We start from the raw sequence: 19425 nt of genomic DNA, 5'->3' as shown, positions 1-19425 counted from the left end.
TTTCAGCCCTCGCGTAAAGCGGGGTTTTTTTGTGCAGATTTCGGAACCTGTCGCTAGGTCGTACTAGCGTTTGTATAGTTTTTGTTGAGGTCCACTTGCTATCGTAGTGTTCGACGGCATTGGCAGGGAGAGTGGAATGTGGTGAAAGCAATCTTAATAGACGACGAGAGATTGGCATTGTTACATCTGAAAAACATGCTGGAGCAGGTCAACCTCGATGTAGAGGTCATTGGAACATTTACAGATCCGCTTGCTGCGATGCATGCCGTAATCGAACAAAAACCGGATGTCGTGTTCGCAGATATTTACATGCCGGGGATTGACGGTTTGGAAATGGGGAGACAGCTTAAAGCGACAGCTCCAGAAATAGAGATCGTATTTGTGACCGGGGATGAGAGATTTGTGATGGACGCGTTTGAGCTGCAGGCATTTGATTACATGATGAAGCCACTTGGGCTCGGACGGCTGCAAAAAACAATGGCCCGTCTGAAAAAAAAGGCCGGACCCGGTGAGCCAAATGATTCAACAGCAACAAACTCTGATTGCAAGTCCATACATAGAGCTCTATAACTTAGTTGTTCCCCAGGACAACATGCTGCGCAAAATGAATGAGTTCATTGAGTTCTCTTTTGTATACGGTGAACTGAAAATCAATACTGCTTGGACAACGGCCGAAACTCCATCGACTCAATTCGGATGTTTAAATATTTGCTGTTGAAGGCGATTTTTGAACTGTCTGACATTTGCATTGTCGAGCGATCCAAATAGGACATGTTGTTCAAGTATTTTCTCCACATGGCCCCAGAAGACCCCCGGAAGAGAACCGAGGGAGAACCTGTCGAAAAATAGAAGAGGAAAAACGCGAATCTGTTCAGATTTTGTCTAGTTGACAAAGATATGATCGTTTCGGGTCATAGCGATCTCTTATTGAAGAAGGAGGAAGATGATTCGAAAAATTGGGAGAGTCAGGAGTAGCGCGATGCGTTTGCTAGGGGGATTTGGGTGTATCCTGATCGGATTGTTGCTTCTGTTTTCTCCTCAACTGGAAAAGAAAGCATCGGATCAAAAGCAGGAGCAGTTGATTGAAGCTTTCGAGGTGTTGAGTGATGTGAGCCAGAAGATCGATGATTCAACTGAACAAAACGAGCAGGTCATTGTGCAAAATGAGACGCTGAAGCTACTAGATGGTGCCAGAGGTGTGATTCGCATTCCCAAAATCGATCTGAGCATGATGATTTTTGAAGGCTCAGGGGAAGCGTCTTTGCGTAAAGGCGTAGGAATGATCGAACCGGAAAAGGAATTTGGCAAGAACAATGTAGGGATAGCAGGGCATCGTGCGACCACCTATGGAAAACAATTCAACCGTCTGAACGAGCTTGTGTCAAACGATACCATCGAGATTCAAACGAAAGATGGCAGCTACGAATATGTCATTGTCAATACCTTCATTGTCGACCGGACAAAGGTAGAGGTTCTTGCTGATCACAAGGAACCTTTGCTCACACTTGTCACATGTACGCCTATTGGCAAGAAAAATCCGACAGATCGTTTGATCGTTCAAGCGAAGCTGATATCACACGATTAGCAGGGACGTAAGCGAGCTTTTTGATTTCAGGAGGACGATATGCAAAGGAAATATGGGATAGTTTTCATGGCCCTCGCGATCATGATCCAGAGCTTTTTCGGGATGAGCGTGACGACGCATGCTGAAACCTTCGGACATGCGGCAGTTGTAGATGATACTGGAACAGGAACAGGAGGGGGAAGTGTACTTCCTCCCGAGGTCATCGCGCCAGCTCCACCAGAACCTGTTGTTCTTCCGGATATTGTCGTAACCCCGCTCAAGGTGATGCTCGCAGCTTCTGAAATCAGTGAAAACATCATCACCAGCGTGGTCATGAAGGATGAGGCTGGACAAAACATCGAGCAGTTTCGCCCAGAGCAAGGCTCGCGTGTAAGAATCGAGTTTACGTGGGAATTACCGGATGGCCATCCCTACAGCGGCGGAGACACCTTCAGCTTCGATCTGCCAGACAAATTTGTCCTGGCTAAAACGGAAGAGGGAGATCTGACTGGTGAGGTCGGAACCTACGAAGTGACGGGAGATGGAAAAGTCACCCTGACCTTTAATGATGAAATCAATGATGGGGCTCCCGTAAAGGACGGCAGCTTTTTCGTGTGGAGGGAGTTCTCCGAGAAAAAGTTCTCCGGGGGAACGAAGCAAAAAATCCCGTTTGATCTGGATGGAATCATCCCAATCCAAGTTCACTTCAAGAGTAAGAACACAAAGGATATGGATAAGAACGGTAAAGCAAACAAGCAAATGAACGCGAACGAGATTAACTGGACTGCCGATTTCAACCTGGGAGAAAAGTCAATTCATGATGCCGTGTTCACGGATGAACTGCCAGATGGTCTGGATGTAGACCTGGACTCTGTTGAAATACAAGAGCTGGAGGTTCAGTTGGATGGGTCGGTTGTCGAGAAGGGGGCTGTGACGAAAACGCCAGCGCTTCTTCCAGGTACGAATGACTTCATGATCAGCTTTGGCAACATCGACGGTGCGTATCGTGTGAAATACAAAACCAAGGTGACGGGCACGACGGATCGCACTTTTACAAACAACGCACTCGTCACTGGTACTGAGCTTCCAACACCTTGGAAAGCTACCGGCAACATTCCGGTTACATACAGCAAACCATTAGCGAAAGAAGCTACGGGCTACGATAACCATTTACAAACGATCGACTGGTCTATTTCCTACAATTTCAACGAGCAGCAGATCAGCAAAGCCGATGCGTGGGTGAAGGATACGCTCGACTCGACCCAGGACTTGGTAGACGGCTCGTGGCACGTCTATGAAGTGACGATCGGAGCGGATGGTAAAGGGACACGTACTGGCGATGAGCTGACAGAGGGCATTGACTACACGTTTACCAAGAATGGCAGCAACGGATTCCAGCTTGCGTTTACCTCCGCAGACGGCATTAACGCCGCATACGAAATTACTTACCAATCAAAGGCGAATGACCGCGTCTACAAGGATAGAACGGTAACCAATGCTGTGGAAATGGCGAACCAGGCTATAGTCACTGCAACAAAGGGCATCACCGAAAATATCTTTGCAAAAAGCGCAGACCGAAACAAGGTAGAATACGACAACAAGACGATTGAATGGCAGATTCGATTGAACAGCGATACGTGGAAAATGAAAGGCGTCGTCATCCGAGATGAATTCGCGGATCAAGGGCTGAAGCTGTTATCGGATACGCTGACGATTTCTGGACTTACGAAGGATACGGATTATACACTCACTCCAGATGCGGACGGTCAAGGATACGAGATTACGTTTACCTCCCTGATTACCGGCAGTCATGTGATCACGTATAAGACGTCATTTGACCCACGTATCTCCAATCGTCCATCTGCTTACATGAACGTAGCGAAGATGACATGGAAAGACGAGTCAGACGTAGGACATAATATTACTAAAACGGCTAGCGTCACACCTGATAGCTACACCACGAACAACGGGAACAAAACAGGGATTTACAACGCCAAAACCAAAATTATTACCTGGACGATTGACGTTAACTACAACCTGCACGAGATCAGCAATGCCGTGATTCAAGACTATTACACGGGAGAGCAGACCTTTGTCCAGGACAGCCTGCAGATCCATGAGCTAAAGCTGACTGGCGGTGCCGACGGAGTGAAGATCGTCGGAGATCCTGTAACGCCACAAAGTTTTACGATCGCGACCGATGATAAAGGAAATGATGGCTTCATTCTGAAATTGGGTCCGATCAATCACGCTTATCGCATCACATATCAGACCAGCTTGGATGGCCATCCTGTGATGGATGAATACAAAAACAATGCGTCCTTGCACGATGGTGATGTGACAGGTACGCCACTCTACAAAGGCTCCAAAACGATAACGCCGACATACGGTGGGGAGTACCTGTTCAAAACAGGAAAGCAGGGTACAGGCGAAGAATCTGAGCTGGCTTTCTGGACGGTAACAATCAATCCAAGCCAGTCGTACATCGAAGCGAACGCGAAATTGACGGATACTTTGTCCAGCAACCAGATTCTCGTGAAAGACTCTTTTAAACTGTACGCAACGAATGTGACGGATATCGGGATCTTGTCCAAGGATGGCAACGTAGACCCGAGCGACTACACGCTTGAGGTAAATGGCAACAGGTTTGAGCTGACCTTCCACAAGGAATTGGGTAGAGCGTATATCCTGGAGTACACTTCTTTTATCAACGCAGATCATGGAGAGACGATCAGGAACGAAGCTTCCTTTAAAGGGGTAACTGTCGTTGGACTGGACGAAGATAACCAGGAGGGCATCAAAGTCATCCTATCAGGCGCTGGTGGCAGTGGATCAACGCCAATAGGTGACTTGACAATCTCCAAGGTGGATGCGGATGATCAAGCAGCGCTGGCGGATGCTACCTTTGCCTTGTACGACAAAACAGGTAAGACCCTGATCGCAGAGGTGACGACAGATACCGATGGAAAAGCGGTCTTCCCGAATCTCAAACTCAAAACCTATATGCTAAAGGAAACGAAGGCTCCAGCTGGTTACGTAAACGATGCAGACTATAAAGTGGGAAAAGTCATTACACTCTCAGATAAGCCAGTTGATCCAACCGCAACGAACAAAATCGGTTGTCAAAAAGCTTCTGCAGAAGTCAGTACGTATGAATGCAATATGCAGGTAGCAAACAAACTGCTACGTCAAGGCTTCGCTTATACCAAAGTGGATGCGGACAATCATAGCAAAGTACTTCCAGGTGCTGTATTCCAGCTGCAGATGAAAAAAGCGGGAGTGTACACAGATGTCGCAAAGCTTACTTCCGGTACTGACGGCGTCCTTTCGATGGGGGATCTGGAGTCAGGCGATTATCAACTGATTGAGGAGGTAGCGCCAAAAGGGTATCAGCTCGACCCAACTCCAATCAAGCTGACTATTGCAGACAATCAGACAGAGATTTTGACACGCAACATCGAGAACCAGATCAATGTCGGTTCGGTTGAACTGCTAAAAGTGGATCATTACTCGCAAGAGCCGCTTGCAGGTGTCAGCTTTGACCTGCAGGATGCCAGTGGTACGGTGATTAAGAGCGGGTTGGTGACGGATGCGGACGGCAAGCTGTTCGTAGATAACCTCAAAGCGGGCATCTATCAATTTGTCGAAAAGAGTACTCTTGCAGACTACGAGCTGGCAGCACCGTTTGAGTTTGAATTAATCGATGCTGGTCTCCTCAAGCTTACATTCTCGAACAAGCTGATCGCAGGCTCCGTCAAATTGACGAAGGTAAGAGAAGGCTATCCGAATCACAAGCTCCAGGAAGCGGTTTTCACACTTCAGGATGAAGATGAAAACATCGTCAAGGACAAAGACGGCAAAGAATTAACAGGTCTAACCACAGATGTAAACGGAGAACTGATCGTAAACGGCCTCAATCCAGGCAGCTACCAGTTTGTGGAGACCAAGGCTCCAGCCGGCTACATCAAAGAAAACAAGCCGCTCCCCTTCCAGATCGTGAAGAGTCAAGTGACTCCAGCTCAGGTGGTTGTGGAAAACAAGCCATTTACGGGTGGCGTTGTTACGGCTTCGGTGGAGCTGAAAAAAGTAGATTTCTACACAAGACAGCCGCTTGCAGGGGTGACCTTTGATCTTCTGGATGCTGCTGACAAGGTAATTGACAGTGGGCTCGTCACTGATCAAGATGGAAAAATACTGGTTGAGAACCTTGCGCCAGGCAGCTATCGCTTTGTGGAAACAAAAGCGCTGGACCATTATGAGCTTGCCGCTTCTGTGGCGTTTGAGCTGACAACAGAAAATCCGTTGCAGCTGACGGTAACGAACAGATTGATTCCAGGCTCCGTAAAATTGATCAAAGTGAGTAAAGATGATCCAGACAAGCTTCTGAAAGGGGCAGTGTTCACGCTCCAAGATGAAAATGGACAGGTCGTCAAGGACGAAAAAGGACACAAGTTAGCAGGTCTGACTACGAATGCGGATGGCGAGCTGATCGTCGAAGGACTCAATCCGGGCAACTATCAATTTATCGAAACAAAGGCTCCATCTGGATTCGTCAAGAATGACAAGCCGATTCCATTCCAGATCGTGAAAAGCCAAAAGCATATCGTAGAGTTGATCATAGAAAATAAAGCAGGTTCGGGAGGCGGCTCGGGTGGCGGTTCCGGTGGTCCGGTGGTAGCTCGGGCGGCGGCACCGGCGGCTCGATAGATCCTGGTACACCGGGGATACCTGGTGGTACTGGCACTCCAGGAACACCTGAGCAACCGGCAAATCCAGGTCAACCAGGTACGACTGTTCAACCAGGTACAACTGTTCAGCCAGGCACGAATGCTCAGCCTGGAACGGCAGGTCAGCCTAGCCAGGTCGGGAATGCCCATACGAGCCCTGGCCATTCACAGAATCCTGCGGGTGCAGTCAATTCCAACCATGCACAGGTACTTGGAAACAGTGGAAAGGTGTCACCGACTGGGCAGACCCTGCCGCAGACGGGCGAGGAGGCAAACTCAGGCACGTTCTATGCAGGAATAGCTTTGATCCTGATTGGACTTTCCATCGTACTGTTCCGTCGCAATAAAAAAGCGTAAAGAGAAAAGAGGAAGACTGTCAGCATGTGTCCAGGCAGTTTTCCTCTTTTTGCGTTGGGTTCGTAAGGAGAGGCGATGTGTCACTTTTGAGGATGAAAATAAGCTTCGAGCTTTCTCATAAAGGCGGATGCAGCCTTGCTTACATATTTATCATTTCGATAGTAGATCTCCAGCTCGCGAACCGGGGAATTGCGGATCGGGATGGCACGAATACGCAACGATCGAAAGCTGGTAACCAATTCGCTCGGTTGAATCGTGGCACCTACCCCTTCGTGGACTAGCTGCAAAAGTGAGGTAGCGGAACCTGTCTCCATGATGGTCGAGATCGTGATCCCGTTCTCCTGGCACCACGTATCGATTAAGTTGCGGCCGTAGAAGCCCGTTGGATACATGACGAAAGGAAGATCGACCAATTCTTGCGGATCGACTTGAGCGTGATTTGCGAGCTCATGGTCTTCGTGAACGTACAGGCTGTAGGTTTCCGTGTAAAAAGGAATCCTGTTCAATCGGCTGTCTGTCTTGAAGGCGAGTCCAACCCCGATATCCACGACATTGTCCAAGACCTTTTCTACGATTTTAATGGAGGGAATCATTTGCACTTTGGTTTGCGGAAATTCTTTATGGAAATCAACCAGCAGCGATGTAAAACGATAATCTAGATCAGAGGCGAGAACGGCTACCCGCAGGTGACCAGCGTGCAAATCGGTCAGATCGGCGATGGCGCTTTTGGCATTTTCGAGCTTTTGGAAAATCTCCAAAGCGTAATGCTCGAGTATAGCTCCTGCTTCCGTCTTGAGCGTTTTCTTGCCGATTCGATCAAACAATGGGACACCGATTTCGTCTTCCAGCACGCGTATTTGCTGACTTAAAGTGGGCTGAGAAATGCCGAGCTTGAAGGCAGCCTCGGAAAAATGAAGTTCGTTGCACAGGGTGAGGAAATACTGTAACTGTCTAAGCTCCACGGGAAATCACCTTTTATTATAGTTTGAAACTATTATTTTGATAGAAAAAATAGTATTGAGCTATACTTGAGTCTATCCTACACTGAGAGCATGGAAAAAGAAAGGAGGTCGCACAGATGCGTTTGATGTATCTAATCGTTGTCATTTTTGTCCTATCCTTGAACCTGCGGCCGTCCATCACATCGATTGGTCCTTTGCTTGATGTGATCAAAACAGATTTGGGAATGAGCAGTGGTATAGTGAGCTTGCTTACGACGCTTCCTGTGCTGTGCATGGGAGTCTTTGCTCTTTTATCCATTCAACTAAGCAATCGGGTAGGAATTGAAAAGTCGCTGTTCATCGCGATGGCACTGATCTTGGTAGCTACCTTGGCACGTGGATTTCTTTCCAGCAGCTGGCTGCTGCTTGCGACGTCGCTGATTTCAGGGATTGGAATCGGGATCGCGGGACCCCTTATCTCCGGCTTTATCAAGCTGCACTTTCCAGGCAGTCTCGGTGTGGCGAGTGTGTATTCGGTATCGTTGGTCATAGGAGCGGCGCTTGCTACGACGTTTTCCATCCCGTTGTTTCATTTATTGAATGATTCGTGGCAATGGTCGTTGGGCTTCTGGGGTGTATTGGCCCTACTTGGGACGGTGTTTATGCTTCCACTCCTGACAAAAGGAAAGCAAATCCAGACAGGGGGGATGCCGTCGCTTAAAATAACCAACAAGCGCGTCTACCTGTTCCTGCTGTTTTTTGGCTGCATGTCCGCGATGTTTTACTCGATCACGGCATGGCTGGCACCCGTGGCTCAATCGATGGGGATGAGCGCTGCGCAATCGGGACTCGTTCTGACGCTGTTTACCGTCATTCAAATCCCGGTAAGCTTTTTGCTGCCGATCGTGGTAGGCAGAAAAGGAAACCGAAAACTGTGGCTGCTGCTCTGCGCTGTGTCGGAGCTGATCGGAGTCGCTCTGCTGCTTGGGCATATGTCCGTATGGGCAGCGACCGTCTTTTTGGGAATGGGCGCAGGAGGTCTGTTTCCTTTGGCACTGCTGCTTCCGCTCGGTGAGGCAAGCACGCCAGAAGAGGCCACTTCCTGGTCGGCCCAGACCCAATTTGGCGGTTATCTCATCGGGTCAACCGGACCATTTGTAATCGGTCTGACCCTTGATATTTTTGACAACAGCTATACACCTGCGTTGGTGGCGATGATGGCTGTGCTGGTTATCCTCATTTGTACGGTGTGGAAGATCGAGCAAAAAAGACAGGTGGAGCTAAGCCAGTAATGGAATGGAACGTACCTTCTCCCTGGGAGCTGATCCCGGGGAGATTTTTCTGTGGGGAAAGAAGAGGCTTGACTGTACGCAGCATCCTGTGGAAAGAATAGGGAAATACGAAAGCGGAGCGGAGGGGTTTCATGACAGTCGATGAGGTTATGCAAAAACTCGAGGAAATGGGAACCGAGCAAACCAAGAAGACTTTTTTGCGCCATGGGGCAAAGGAGCCTTTCTTTGGCGTGCGTGTCGGCGATATGAAAAAGCTTGTCAAAGAGGTGAAACGCGACCAAGAACTGGCACGGGCGCTCTATGAGACAGGCAATTCCGATGCGATGTATTTGGCAGGGCTGACTGTCGATCCAAAGCGTATGTCCAAAGAGGATCTGCAAGCGTGGGTGAGCAAAGCGTACTGGTACATGCTGGCGGAATACACGGTCGCGAACGTCACGGCAGAGAGTGCCTATGCATGGGAGCTGGCTCGGGAATGGATCCACTCCGAGGAAGAGATGATCGCCGCTTGCGGCTGGAATACGTACTCCAATTATCTATCCATCACCCCAGATGAAAAGCTCGATTTGGACGAAATCAAAGACCTCCTGCAGCTCATTCAAAACAGCATTCATTCGGAACGAAATCGGGTGCGCTACACCATGAATCAATTCGTGATCGCTGTCGGTGCTTATGTGTCTGCCTTGCATCATGAAGCTGTCGAAGTGGCAGCCCGTATAGGAGCCGTTCGCGTTGACATGGGACAGACGGCTTGCAAGGTACCGTTAGCAACGGAATACATCAAAAAGATAGAAGAGCGCGGGAAGATCGGCCACAAGAAAAAGACATGCATTTGTTAGTCGTACGCAATTGGAATGGATTGTAATGTTTAAATTTGCTAAACTTCCTCGACTCTTTTTCGATGATGTGCTATCATGAGACCTTGTTAACGTATTACCACTTTACCATAGTAAACATACACAAAAGGTTTTAGGGGGATCATCATGAAAAGATTTGCAGCTATTTCTATCCTGCTTACCGCTATGCTGTCGCTCGTTGTTGGATGCTCCAGCACAAATACAGGCGGAAGCGGCAAGCAGCTGATCATCGGAATCGACGACAAGTTTGCACCAATGGGCTTCCGCGATGATAAAAATGAGATCGTCGGTTTTGACATCGACTACGCACGGGCTGCCGGAGAGAAAATGGGGAAAGAGGTTGTCTTTCAAACCATCGACTGGAGCTCCAAGGAATCAGAGCTGAACAGTGGCCGGATCGATTTGATCTGGAATGGATATACCATTACGGATGAACGAAAAGAAAAAGTCTTGTTTACCAAGCCTTACTTGAAAAATGCACAAGTCATTGTGACGGCGGCGAATTCCGACATTACCAAATTGGACGACCTGTCCGGTAAAATCGTCGGTTTGCAAAAACTGTCCTCGGCAGCAGACGCATTGGACGCTAGCCCCATCAAAAACAACATCAAAACCATTACCGAGTTTCCTGACAACGTCCTCGCTTTGAGCGACTTGAAAATCGGACGCGTCGATGCAGTGGTAATCGACCAGATCGTCGCCGACTACTACATGGCAAAAGACAAAGGAACCTTCAAGCAGCTGGATGAATCGCTGGCACCTGAAGAATACGGAATCGGCGTGAAAAAGGGCAATGAAGCGCTGTTGAACGAATTGCAAAAAGCATTGGACACCATGAATCAGGACGGAACAGCGGCGAAAATCTCGGAAAAATGGTTTGGTGAGAATCGCGTACTGAAGTAATCGAGGAAAGCAGCAAGGGCTTCGCCGCACCTGGGCGAAGCCATGTTTTTTTGCAGTAGGAATAGATCTTTTTACTAGGAGCCAACAAGTATGAGCTTAGAATACATTCTCAACATTACCAAGCCGATGCTGGAAGGCGCACAGATGACGATCCTGCTGTTTCTCGTGGCGATTGTACTGGCCATTCCTTTGGGATTCGTCATCACGCTTCTGGCAAAAAGCAGTATCAGGGCCGTGGCGCGGCTGGCCCATGCGTATGTGTACGTCATGCGTGGAACGCCGCTTTTGCTGCAGCTGCTGTTCATCTGTTTCGGACTGCCGCTGCTCCCCATCGTCGGTGAATATTTGGTCTTTGACCGGTTCGTAGCGGCGTGCATCGGGTTTGTTCTCAACTATGCTGCCTACTTTGCCGAGATCTTCCGCGGCGGCCTGCTGGCGATCGATAAAGGTCAGTACGAGGCGGCGCAGGTTTTGGGCTTCAGCAAATGGCAAACCACCACGAAGATTATTCTTCCGCAAATGTTTCGCGTAGCCTTGCCTGCCGTCTCCAATGAGTCGATCACGCTGGTGAAGGATACCGCCCTGCTGTACGCAGTTGCCGTACCGGAGCTCTTGCACTACGCCCAGACAGCAGTGAATCGCGACTTCACGATTGTACCGTTTTTCATTGCGGGTGTGATTTATCTGGTGATGACTCTCTTATTGACGCTGTTCTTTAAGTGGCTGGAAAAGCGTTTTAAATTTGAATAAAAGGATTGGCGTACTATGGCGATCATACAAGTTTCCCAATTGAAAAAGTCGTTCGGGACGTTGGACGTATTGAAAAATGTCAGCTTTGAAGTAAATCGAAACGATGTGGTGGCGGTCATCGGGCCTTCCGGTTCGGGGAAGAGCACCATGCTGAGAAGCTTGATCCACCTCGAGCAGGTGAACGGTGGCACGATCCGCTTGCTTGATCAAGATCTCGTACGGGAAGGCGTCTATGCTTCTCCACAGCAGATCAAGCAGATTACAGCCAAAATGGGGATGGTGTTTCAGCATTTCAACCTGTTCCCTCATTTAACCGTGCGAGAAAATCTGGAGCTGGCGCCACGGACGGTCAAAGGCGGGGCAGACGAAATCGTACGGCGGAAAAGTGCGGAGCTGCTGGAGAAAGTAGGCTTGTCTGACAAAGCCGACAATTACCCAGCGAGGCTGTCAGGGGGGCAAAAGCAGCGCGTAGCGATTGCGAGGGCACTCATGATGGATCCGGAGATTCTGCTTTTTGACGAACCGACTTCTGCACTTGACCCAGAGCTGACGGGAGAGGTTTTGCAGGTGATCAAACAGCTCGCCAAGGAAAGCATGACGATGATGGTCGTGACGCACGAGATGGGATTTGCCAGAGAGGTTGCGGGCAAGGTGATGTTCATGGACAACGGCGAGTTTATCGAATCGGGGACGCCGAATGAGATGTTTGGAAACCCACAGTTTGAACGGACGCGGGCTTTCCTCCAAAAATCATTGAAATAGACTTCAGCTATGCAGGTAGCTGGAGTTTTTTCTTTTGAGGGCGGGGGATAGAGACGAGCGACTCCCGAGGCGGTAAAGAGGGGAGTCGCGAAGGCGGCTACATCAGCGGATATTTCAAATAGCGCATATGAATGAAAGAGTAAAAGTGGTCACTGAACGATTCTGCGTTCAAAAAGGCGTTGTAGGCGTACGGAGTGACACGGCAGTACACCATTTCGCGGCCGTCTTGAAACCGGATGTACAGATGCTGGGAGTCGAAATCGTAGCGGGTGGATTTGATCAGACGAGAATCCAGTTCTTTGTAGGTTGGTTCTTGATCCTGCTCGGAAGGAGCAGAAGAAGAAACAAACTGCCGAAAGAGCGATTGTAATTTCATGATAACTCCTTTTGTGTAATCTTCGATGTTGGATTATTTCTCTGAGTTCTTTATTTTACTTAAAAATCTCGATTCGGAATACAAAAAGAACACACCGATACAAAGATAGGTGAAAAGAACTGCGCTTACTGCGACATTTGGAATAGTAGAGAACATGTTGAGCCTCCTGGTAGAAAAAGAGTTCGGAAACGTGTTTCTAGGTATCGTCGCCATTCGGTTCTTTGGTCCTATCTCTTGGTGCGAATATAGACGGAAATACCGGATGAATCATGTCGATTAATGCTTGAATATGTCGAATTAAGTCTATATTACTAATTATTAATTTGTCAATATTCCCAATTCCTTATTATCGTGAAATTTTTCCTATACGAATGATATTTTATTCCCATTGTTAAGAAAATTAGCTTGATTTATGCGCAGACGCTCGTTTATGATCGGAATAAACCGAATTACTAAACCGATTTATTAACAAATGAGCTTTCTTGGCAACGCTTCCACTGATTTGCTTGACGCAAACGGAGAGGGAATCCGAGGATGCAGTGCGCCGCTGAGCTGTTCATACTGTTTCTACGTAAATGAGGTGGGAATGTGGAAGAGAACCAAAAGGGGTTTATACAAATCAACAAGGCCGATAATGTCTGGATCTGCCTTCAGGATGTAAAAAAGGGCGATAGCGTAGAGGTGAACGGCAGCATTGTCGTTGCACAGGAAGATATTCCGAGCGGCCATAAGATTTCCAATCAAGCGATCGCAGCTGGAGCGGACATCATCAAATACGGCTTTCCCATTGGACATGCGACAGTAAATATCGCAAGTGGCGAATGGGTTCATAGTCACAACGTCAAAACCAATTTGGACGGGGAGCTTTCCTATTCCTACAAACCTGTGCCGACGAATGTATTTCCGCAGGCAGCACAGAGCGAGCGGACATTTGCCGGCTATGTGCGTGAAAACGGGGATGTCGGGGTGCGTAACGAGATCTGGATCGTCAACACAGTAGGCTGTATCAACAAGGTTGCGGAACAGCTGGCAAAAATGGCGGACCAGAGCTTCACGCATGAAAATATCGATGGCGTTTTCCATTTTCCTCATCCGTTTGGCTGTTCGCAGCTAGGAGACGATCTCGTGCATACGCAGAAGATTTTAGCGGACCTGGTGCATCATCCCAATGCGGGTGGCGTCCTGGTGCTCGGCCTAGGCTGTGAAAACAACTACATCGACTTGTTCAAGGAAGCGATCGGAGACTATCATCCCGACCGTGTCAAATTCCTCGCCGTTCAGCAGGTGGAGGACGAGATGGAGCAAGGGATGGAGCTGATCGAGGAGCTTGTCGCGTACGCTTCCCGCTTCGAGCGGCAGGAGGTTCCTGTTTCCAAGCTGAAGGTGGGGCTCAAGTGCGGTGGGTCGGATGGCCTCTCCGGGATTACAGCGAATTCGTTGGTGGGCGCATTCTCCGATCAGCTCATTTCGGCTGGGGGCGCGACTGTTTTGACAGAGGTTCCGGAAATGTTCGGCGCAGAGACGATGCTGATGGAGCGTGCGAAGGATGAGGGGGTATACAGCCAAATCGTAGACCTGATTAACGACTTCAAGCACTACTTCGCGAAAAATGACCAGCCCATCTATGAAAATCCATCTCCGGGAAATAAAAAGGGCGGGATTACGACGTTGGAAGAGAAGTCGCTGGGCTGTGTGCAAAAGGGCGGCTTCGGGCGTGTAGATGACGTGCTGCAATACGGTGATCGCGTGCGGCATAGCGGGCTGTCGCTGCTGCAGGGGCCGGGGAACGACCTGGTTTCGGTTACGGCGTTGTCCGCATCCGGCTGTCAAATTGTCTTGTTCACAACCGGACGAGGCACTCCTTTTGGGGGACCGGTGCCAACGGTGAAAATGTCCACCAACACAGCGCTGTATGAACGCAAGAAAAACTGGATTGACTACAACGCAGGCAAGCTGGTGCAAGGAGCCACCATGGAAGAGGTATCCGCAGACTTATTCCAATATGTCATTGATTTGGCCTCTGGTCGAATCCGCACGAAGAACGAGATGTATGGCTACAAAGAGATCGCGATCTTCAAGGATGGCGTCACACTGTGAGGAGAGATCAGCTATGGAGCAAAAGCAGGTTCCCGGCTTGAGCCGCGACGCTCTTCAAGCTTCAGGAGTAAGCGTGGAGCTGGGTGAATTCCCTGAACGCGTCCTGCAAATCGGAGAAGGCAACTTCATGCGTGGATTTATTGACTGGATGCTCTACAGGATGAACCAGAGGGGCTGCTTCCATGGACGTTCTGTCGCCATTCAGCCGACACCGAGAGGCAAAGTCGTACCCAAGCTCAACCGCCAGGACGGTCTGTTTACTCTGGTTCAGCGCGGGCTGGAAAAAGGGGAGGCAATCGAGCGGGTCGAGCGGATTGACGTGATCAGTCGGGGGATCAATCCATATGAGAATTGGCAGGAAGTATTGCAAGTCGCAGAGTCGCGCGACATCCGGTTCGTCTTTTCCAATACGACAGAAGCTGGTCTGCAATGGAGTGAGGAGAGGTACGATCCGCTGACGGCTCCCCTTTCCTATCCAGGCAAGCTGGTGGCTCTCTTGTACCACCGCTTTCTGCATTTTTCCGGGGCGGCGGATGCAGGCTGGATCGTTTTGCCGTGCGAGCTGGTAGAGAAGAATGGCGAAGTGCTACAGGAGCTTTGCGAACGGGCAGCCAAGCGTTGGGGCCTGCCAGCCGCATTTTTCACCTGGATGAAGGAAGCATGTGTCTTCTGCAATACGCTGGTCGATCGGATCGTGACAGGCTATCCGCACGGCGAGGAAAACGTGTGGGAGGACAGGCTGGGCTATCGCGATGAGCTTTTGACAGTGAGTGAGCCGTACCATCTGTTTGTCATAGAAGGACCAGAGGGCTTGGCGGAGGATCTGCCGTTTCAGCAGGCGGATTTGCGCGTCTATTTCGACCGGATCGATGCGTATCGCGAACGAAAAGTGAAGCTGTTGAACGCACCTCATACGCTGCTTGCCTCTGTTGCCTATTTGGCAGGTGCGAATACGGTGCGAGAAGCCGTGGATGATCCAAAGCTTCGGGCTTACCTGCAGCGTGCCATGCAGGAGGAAATCAAAGAGTCGCTGGCACCAGAGGTTCAGGCAGTTGCCGACGCGTATATCGAAGACGTCCTGCAGCGTTTTTCCAATCCGTATTTGCAGCACCGCCTGCTCGATATCAGCTTGAATGGATTGTCCAAGCTCGTGACTCGCGTGCTTCCCAGTATGCATGCCTATCAAAAGGCAACAGGAGCACTGCCGCAGGCGTTGGTGTTTGGACTTGTGGCCAGCTTTTTCTTTTACCGGGTGGCACGCATGGAAGGAGAGAGTCTTTACGGTGTGCGAGAAGACGGTACGGAATACGAGATTCGCGATCAGGCAGAGCATGTTCACGCGATCGGCGAGCTGTGGAAGCAGGCGCGGGAAAACAGCACGACAGCATCCCTGGCTCTTGCTGTAGAAAGCTACCTCGGCATGGCGGGTATTTGGGGAGAGGACTTGAACGAAGTAGCGGATCTAACGGCACAGGCCACGAGGTATGCGGAGGAAATCGCGAAGCACGGTATCCGACAGGCTTTGCGGAATCTGAGATAAGCGACTAGGAAAGGGGTATAGAGGATGAAGACAATTGTATGCCAGGAGCCGGGGAAAATGGAGCTCATCGAGACGGAAGCTCCAGCAAGCCCAGGAGAGAACGAGGTATTGCTGCACATCAAACGAATCGGTATTTGCGGAACGGACATCCACGCGTTTGGCGGCAATCAACCGTTTTTTGCCTATCCGCGTGTGCTTGGTCATGAGCTGTCAGGAGAGGTCGCAGAAGTAGGAACTGCTGTCACCAATCTGAAGGCCAAAGACAGAGTGTCGGTCATTCCTTACATGCATTGCGGGACCTGCATTTCCTGCCGCAGCGGGAAAACGAACTGCTGCACGCAAATGAAAGTACTGGGGGTACATATCGACGGAGGGATGCGCGAATCGATCGTCGTTCCGGCTACACATGTCCTGCCTGTACCGAATCTCTCCTGGGAAGAAGCAGCGATCGTCGAACCACTCTGCATCGGTGCCCATGCGGTTCGTCGTGCACGAATCCAGCCTGGAGAGACTGTACTTGTGATCGGAGCAGGTCCTATCGGTTTGGGTGTCGCCCGCTTTGCCAAGCTGCAGGGAGCAAAAGTCATCGCTATGGATATGAGCGAGGAGAGACTCGCCTTCTGCCAGGAGTGGGCAGAGTGTGACGAGATCGTGCTGGCTTCTTCTGAGCCAAAGGAACGCATACGTCAGCTCAACGGACAAGATCTGCCGACAGTCGTTTTCGATGCGACCGGCAATAAGCATTCCATGACGGGTGCCTTTGATTTCGTCGCCCATGGCGGGACTCTCGTCTATGTCGGTCTGGTCAAGGAACAGATCGCCTTCTCTGATCCGGATTTCCATGCCAAGGAGCTGACCTTGATGGGGAGCCGCAACGCGACGCTGGAGGATTTTGAATACGTGATTGGGTGCATGAACGAAGGCAAAATCAACTCCTCTGCCTATATCACGGAGAAGATTCCGTTCGAGCAGTTTGCCCAAGATCACAAAGAGCTGATTCAGCCCAACCGCGGCGTGATCAAGTCGATGGTTACACTGGGAGAAGGGTAGTGCCATACGTAAGTGAGTGACCGATTGCGTGGAAAATGCAATTCTTACTTGACCGATGGGAATTAATTGATTTAAACTGAATGTATCATTAGCCGATCAGACAGCTGAAGGCTCCCTGACTTTGCAGACGCAATCGTGAGGGAGCCTTTTTTCTTTTCACAACAAAGGAGGATTCATACGATGGGCACTTCCAGGCAAATCAAACTTGGTGCGTTCATTCATGGGGTGGGAGGGCATATCGCGGGGTGGAGACATCCACTCGCCCAACCGGATGCGAGCATCGACTTTGGATTCTATAGCTCACAGGCACAAAAGGCGGAGACAGGAAAGTTTGATTTTGTCTTTATCGCGGATGGCTTGTTTATTAACGAGAAGTCCATTCCCCATTTCCTGAACCGGTTTGAGCCGCTCACGATCCTGTCTGCCCTCGCTTCGGTAACGTCGCGCATCGGGCTAGTCGGGACCATATCGACCTCGTACAGCGAGCCCTTCACCGTATCCAGACAGCTCGCATCTCTCGATCATATCAGTGGGGGAAGAGCGGGGTGGAATGTCGTGACCTCGCCTTTGGAGGGCTCTGCCTTGAATTACAGCAAAACCGTCGAGGAGCATCCCGATCATGCCAAGCGCTATCGGATCGCAACGGAGTATTTAGAAGTAGCCAAAGGGCTGTGGGATTCGTGGGAAGACGATGCGTTTGTGCGGGATAAGGAATCCGGCGTGTTTTTTGACCCGAAAAAAATGCATGCACTCAACCATAAAGGGGAGTTTTTCTCCGTGCAGGGCCCATTGAACATCGGCAGATCGAAGCAGGGACAGCCAGTTATTTTTCAGGCGGGCGCTTCAGAGGATGGGAAAAGCTTTGCTGCGACCTGGGCGGATGCGATTTTTACGGGGCACTTGAACTTGGCGGATGCCCAGGCATTTTACGAGGATGTAAAAGGCAGGGCAGCTGAAGCAGGGCGGGATCCGGAGAAGGTGCTCATCATGCCGGGGATCGCGCCGATCATTGGACGTACGGAGGAGGAAGCGGAGCAGAAGTATCAGGAGCTGGCGAATCTGGTATCGATCGAGCAGGCCCTGGCGTACTTGGGCAGATACTACGATCATCACGATTTTTCCGTCTACGCTCTCGATGCGCCATTCCCTGAGCTGGGCGATATTGGCCAAAACAGCTTTCGGAGTACAACAGAGCGAATCAAGCGCGATGCAAAGGAAGGCAATCTGACCCTGCGGCAGGTCGCTCTTCAGGAGGCGACGCCCCGTCCCTTGTTCATGGGCACCCCGGAAAAGGTGGCGAATCTCGCTGCGGAGTGGTTTGAAGAGCGCGGGGCAGACGGATTTATCGTCAGCGCAAGCATTCCCAATGCCTTGAATGATTTCGTCGATCAGGTCGTTCCGATCTTGCAGGAGCGTGGACTGTTCCGCACGGAGTACGAAGCGGATACGCTGCGGGGAAACCTGGGGATTCCTGTTCCGGTCAATCGCTATGCCGTGGAGTCTGATGTGTGCAGAGATAATAAAGTTTTAGACTAAATAATATAGTATTAGACTGAATTATAAAGTTGTAGACCGGCAGATGAGTTAAGCTAACGGGCAGGATAGATTAATTCATATCACGAATACCTTATTATGGAAATCACAATTCGTAAATAAGACGTTAAGTGAAACTGCAGAGAACCAGAGGAAGAGTTGTAAGTATTCCGATAACATTATTTTTTAATATTACTATTTTGATAATTTCTCTGTTTATTACTGAAAAATTAAAATCAAGAGTATTCAAAAGTTTGATTTGTTTTGCAGCCATACCAATAAGCGTGTTGGTGGCGATTTATTTGCATCCACAAGAATACTTACCTAGTGTTTTAACGCAACTTCGAGAACTGATATTTTCTCATACTACTAAATGAATAACTCCGTTAATTCATGCACGAGGCCATTCGGTCCCTAGTTCCGTCTGAGGCAGTTCAAAGAAGCAAAGTAGGTGGAAACCTTGCGATAATGTAAAAACACACCAAGTCAAAGCTGCCGCGAAGATGACCGGTAGCTTTGTTACGTTAACGGGCAGGATAATGCAGCCAATTGGATATTGGACGATTATTCCCATAGGTATCTTTCGCATTTTTTGATTTTTTTTACGTAAACCCGTATCTTTTTGTGGGTTTCCTTCGTTAATTGTTTGACATCATGAATGTTGATGTTCCCCCAT

15 protein-coding genes and 1 pseudogene are annotated in these 19425 nt (G+C 49.6%); 14 read left to right on the top strand and 2 right to left on the bottom strand.

The genetic code is table 11. The features are described from left to right. The first annotated feature begins 141 nt into the window (after positions 1 to 141). The 5 genes and pseudogenes from EDM59_RS09835 (at position 142) to EDM59_RS09815 (ending at position 6648) form a co-directional block, all read left to right on the top strand. Positions 142 to 570: a LytR/AlgR family response regulator transcription factor gene (locus tag EDM59_RS09835; RefSeq protein WP_148040828.1), complete on the top strand. Its 429-nt coding sequence runs from the start codon at positions 142 to 144 to the stop codon at positions 568 to 570. After that, positions 518 to 765, top strand: a pseudogene (locus EDM59_RS31375) (transposase); the annotation flags it as partial. The gene EDM59_RS09835 and the pseudogene EDM59_RS31375, both read left to right, overlap by 53 nt. Before the next feature lie 214 nt (positions 766 to 979). Further along, on the top strand, positions 980 to 1585 hold the full coding sequence (locus EDM59_RS09825; RefSeq protein ID WP_122923466.1) for a class D sortase: 606 nt from the start codon (positions 980 to 982) through the stop codon (positions 1583 to 1585). A 39-nt stretch (positions 1586 to 1624) separates the two neighbouring features. Then, positions 1625 to 6271, top strand: coding sequence for a SpaA isopeptide-forming pilin-related protein (locus tag EDM59_RS09820; protein WP_122923465.1), 4647 nt, complete (start codon positions 1625 to 1627; stop codon positions 6269 to 6271). Between the two features lie 248 nt (positions 6272 to 6519). After that, positions 6520 to 6648: an LPXTG cell wall anchor domain-containing protein gene (locus EDM59_RS09815; protein WP_122923464.1), complete on the top strand. Its 129-nt coding sequence runs from the start codon at positions 6520 to 6522 to the stop codon at positions 6646 to 6648. An 80-nt stretch (positions 6649 to 6728) separates the two neighbouring features. Here EDM59_RS09815 and EDM59_RS09810 read toward each other — a convergent pair whose 3' ends face one another. Then, complete coding sequence (locus EDM59_RS09810; RefSeq protein WP_122923463.1) at positions 6729 to 7610, bottom strand: LysR family transcriptional regulator; 882 nt, start codon at positions 7608 to 7610, stop codon at positions 6729 to 6731. Positions 7611 to 7726: 116 nt separating this feature from the next. On the opposite strand from EDM59_RS09810, the gene EDM59_RS09805 reads away from it, so the two are divergent. The 5 genes from EDM59_RS09805 to EDM59_RS09785 all read left to right on the top strand — a co-directional run bounded on the left by EDM59_RS09805 (position 7727) and on the right by EDM59_RS09785 (position 12153). Beyond that, positions 7727 to 8881: an MFS transporter gene (locus tag EDM59_RS09805; RefSeq protein ID WP_122923462.1), complete on the top strand. Its 1155-nt coding sequence runs from the start codon at positions 7727 to 7729 to the stop codon at positions 8879 to 8881. A gap of 131 nt (positions 8882 to 9012) precedes the next feature. Beyond that, positions 9013 to 9720 (top strand): DNA alkylation repair protein, encoded by a 708-nt coding sequence (locus EDM59_RS09800; RefSeq protein WP_122923461.1) that lies wholly within the window; start codon positions 9013 to 9015, stop codon positions 9718 to 9720. Between the two features lie 144 nt (positions 9721 to 9864). Continuing rightward, the gene (locus EDM59_RS09795) at positions 9865 to 10641 is read left to right on the top strand and encodes an amino acid ABC transporter substrate-binding protein (RefSeq protein WP_092266486.1); all 777 of its coding nucleotides are present in this window, start codon (positions 9865 to 9867) and stop codon (positions 10639 to 10641) included. Between the two features lie 90 nt (positions 10642 to 10731). Beyond that, on the top strand, positions 10732 to 11391 hold the full coding sequence (locus EDM59_RS09790; RefSeq protein ID WP_122923460.1) for an amino acid ABC transporter permease: 660 nt from the start codon (positions 10732 to 10734) through the stop codon (positions 11389 to 11391). 15 nt (positions 11392 to 11406) lie between these two features. Next, positions 11407 to 12153: an amino acid ABC transporter ATP-binding protein gene (locus tag EDM59_RS09785; RefSeq protein ID WP_122923459.1), complete on the top strand. Its 747-nt coding sequence runs from the start codon at positions 11407 to 11409 to the stop codon at positions 12151 to 12153. Between the two features lie 97 nt (positions 12154 to 12250). Here the strand turns inward: EDM59_RS09785 and EDM59_RS09780 are convergent, their stop codons facing one another. Further along, entirely contained in the window at positions 12251 to 12529 is a 279-nt protein-coding gene (locus tag EDM59_RS09780) for a KTSC domain-containing protein (RefSeq protein ID WP_122923458.1), read from the bottom strand. Positions 12530 to 13117: 588 nt separating this feature from the next. Here EDM59_RS09780 and EDM59_RS09775 point away from each other — a divergent pair. The 4 genes from EDM59_RS09775 to EDM59_RS09760 all read left to right on the top strand — a co-directional run bounded on the left by EDM59_RS09775 (position 13118) and on the right by EDM59_RS09760 (position 18752). Continuing rightward, positions 13118 to 14626: a UxaA family hydrolase gene (locus EDM59_RS09775; protein WP_122923457.1), complete on the top strand. Its 1509-nt coding sequence runs from the start codon at positions 13118 to 13120 to the stop codon at positions 14624 to 14626. Positions 14627 to 14639: 13 nt separating this feature from the next. Next, the gene (locus EDM59_RS09770) at positions 14640 to 16166 is read left to right on the top strand and encodes a tagaturonate reductase (RefSeq protein WP_122923456.1); all 1527 of its coding nucleotides are present in this window, start codon (positions 14640 to 14642) and stop codon (positions 16164 to 16166) included. 24 nt (positions 16167 to 16190) lie between these two features. Continuing rightward, entirely contained in the window at positions 16191 to 17216 is a 1026-nt protein-coding gene (locus EDM59_RS09765; protein ID WP_122923455.1) for a zinc-binding alcohol dehydrogenase family protein, read from the top strand. A 180-nt stretch (positions 17217 to 17396) separates the two neighbouring features. Then, complete coding sequence (locus EDM59_RS09760) at positions 17397 to 18752, top strand: LLM class flavin-dependent oxidoreductase (protein ID WP_122923454.1); 1356 nt, start codon at positions 17397 to 17399, stop codon at positions 18750 to 18752. Positions 18753 to 19425: the final 673 nt, after the last annotated feature.

The sequence above is a fragment of the Brevibacillus nitrificans genome (genome assembly GCF_003710965.1).
Classification (GTDB): Bacteria; Bacillota; Bacilli; order Brevibacillales; family Brevibacillaceae; genus Brevibacillus; species Brevibacillus centrosporus.
The sequence above is the reverse complement of the archived record's forward strand: the minus strand, read 5'-3'. Positions and strand labels throughout refer to the sequence as shown.

What these genes read in the sequence shown, in the direction of transcription:
- EDM59_RS09820 (WP_122923465.1), top strand. Translation starts at nt 1,625, where the DNA reads ATGCAAAGGAAATATGGGATAGTTTTCATGGCCCTCGCGATCATGATC.
- EDM59_RS09760 (WP_122923454.1), top strand. Translation starts at nt 17,397, where the DNA reads ATGGGCACTTCCAGGCAAATCAAACTTGGTGCGTTCATTCATGGGGTG.
- EDM59_RS09805 (WP_122923462.1), top strand. Translation starts at nt 7,727, where the DNA reads ATGCGTTTGATGTATCTAATCGTTGTCATTTTTGTCCTATCCTTGAAC.
- EDM59_RS09780 (WP_122923458.1), bottom strand. Translation starts at nt 12,529, where the DNA reads ATGAAATTACAATCGCTCTTTCGGCAGTTTGTTTCTTCTTCTGCTCCT.
- EDM59_RS09790 (WP_122923460.1), top strand. Translation starts at nt 10,732, where the DNA reads ATGAGCTTAGAATACATTCTCAACATTACCAAGCCGATGCTGGAAGGC.
- EDM59_RS09785 (WP_122923459.1), top strand. Translation starts at nt 11,407, where the DNA reads ATGGCGATCATACAAGTTTCCCAATTGAAAAAGTCGTTCGGGACGTTG.
- EDM59_RS09800 (WP_122923461.1), top strand. Translation starts at nt 9,013, where the DNA reads ATGACAGTCGATGAGGTTATGCAAAAACTCGAGGAAATGGGAACCGAG.
- EDM59_RS09795 (WP_092266486.1), top strand. Translation starts at nt 9,865, where the DNA reads ATGAAAAGATTTGCAGCTATTTCTATCCTGCTTACCGCTATGCTGTCG.
- EDM59_RS09825 (WP_122923466.1), top strand. Translation starts at nt 980, where the DNA reads ATGCGTTTGCTAGGGGGATTTGGGTGTATCCTGATCGGATTGTTGCTT.
- EDM59_RS09770 (WP_122923456.1), top strand. Translation starts at nt 14,640, where the DNA reads ATGGAGCAAAAGCAGGTTCCCGGCTTGAGCCGCGACGCTCTTCAAGCT.
- EDM59_RS09765 (WP_122923455.1), top strand. Translation starts at nt 16,191, where the DNA reads ATGAAGACAATTGTATGCCAGGAGCCGGGGAAAATGGAGCTCATCGAG.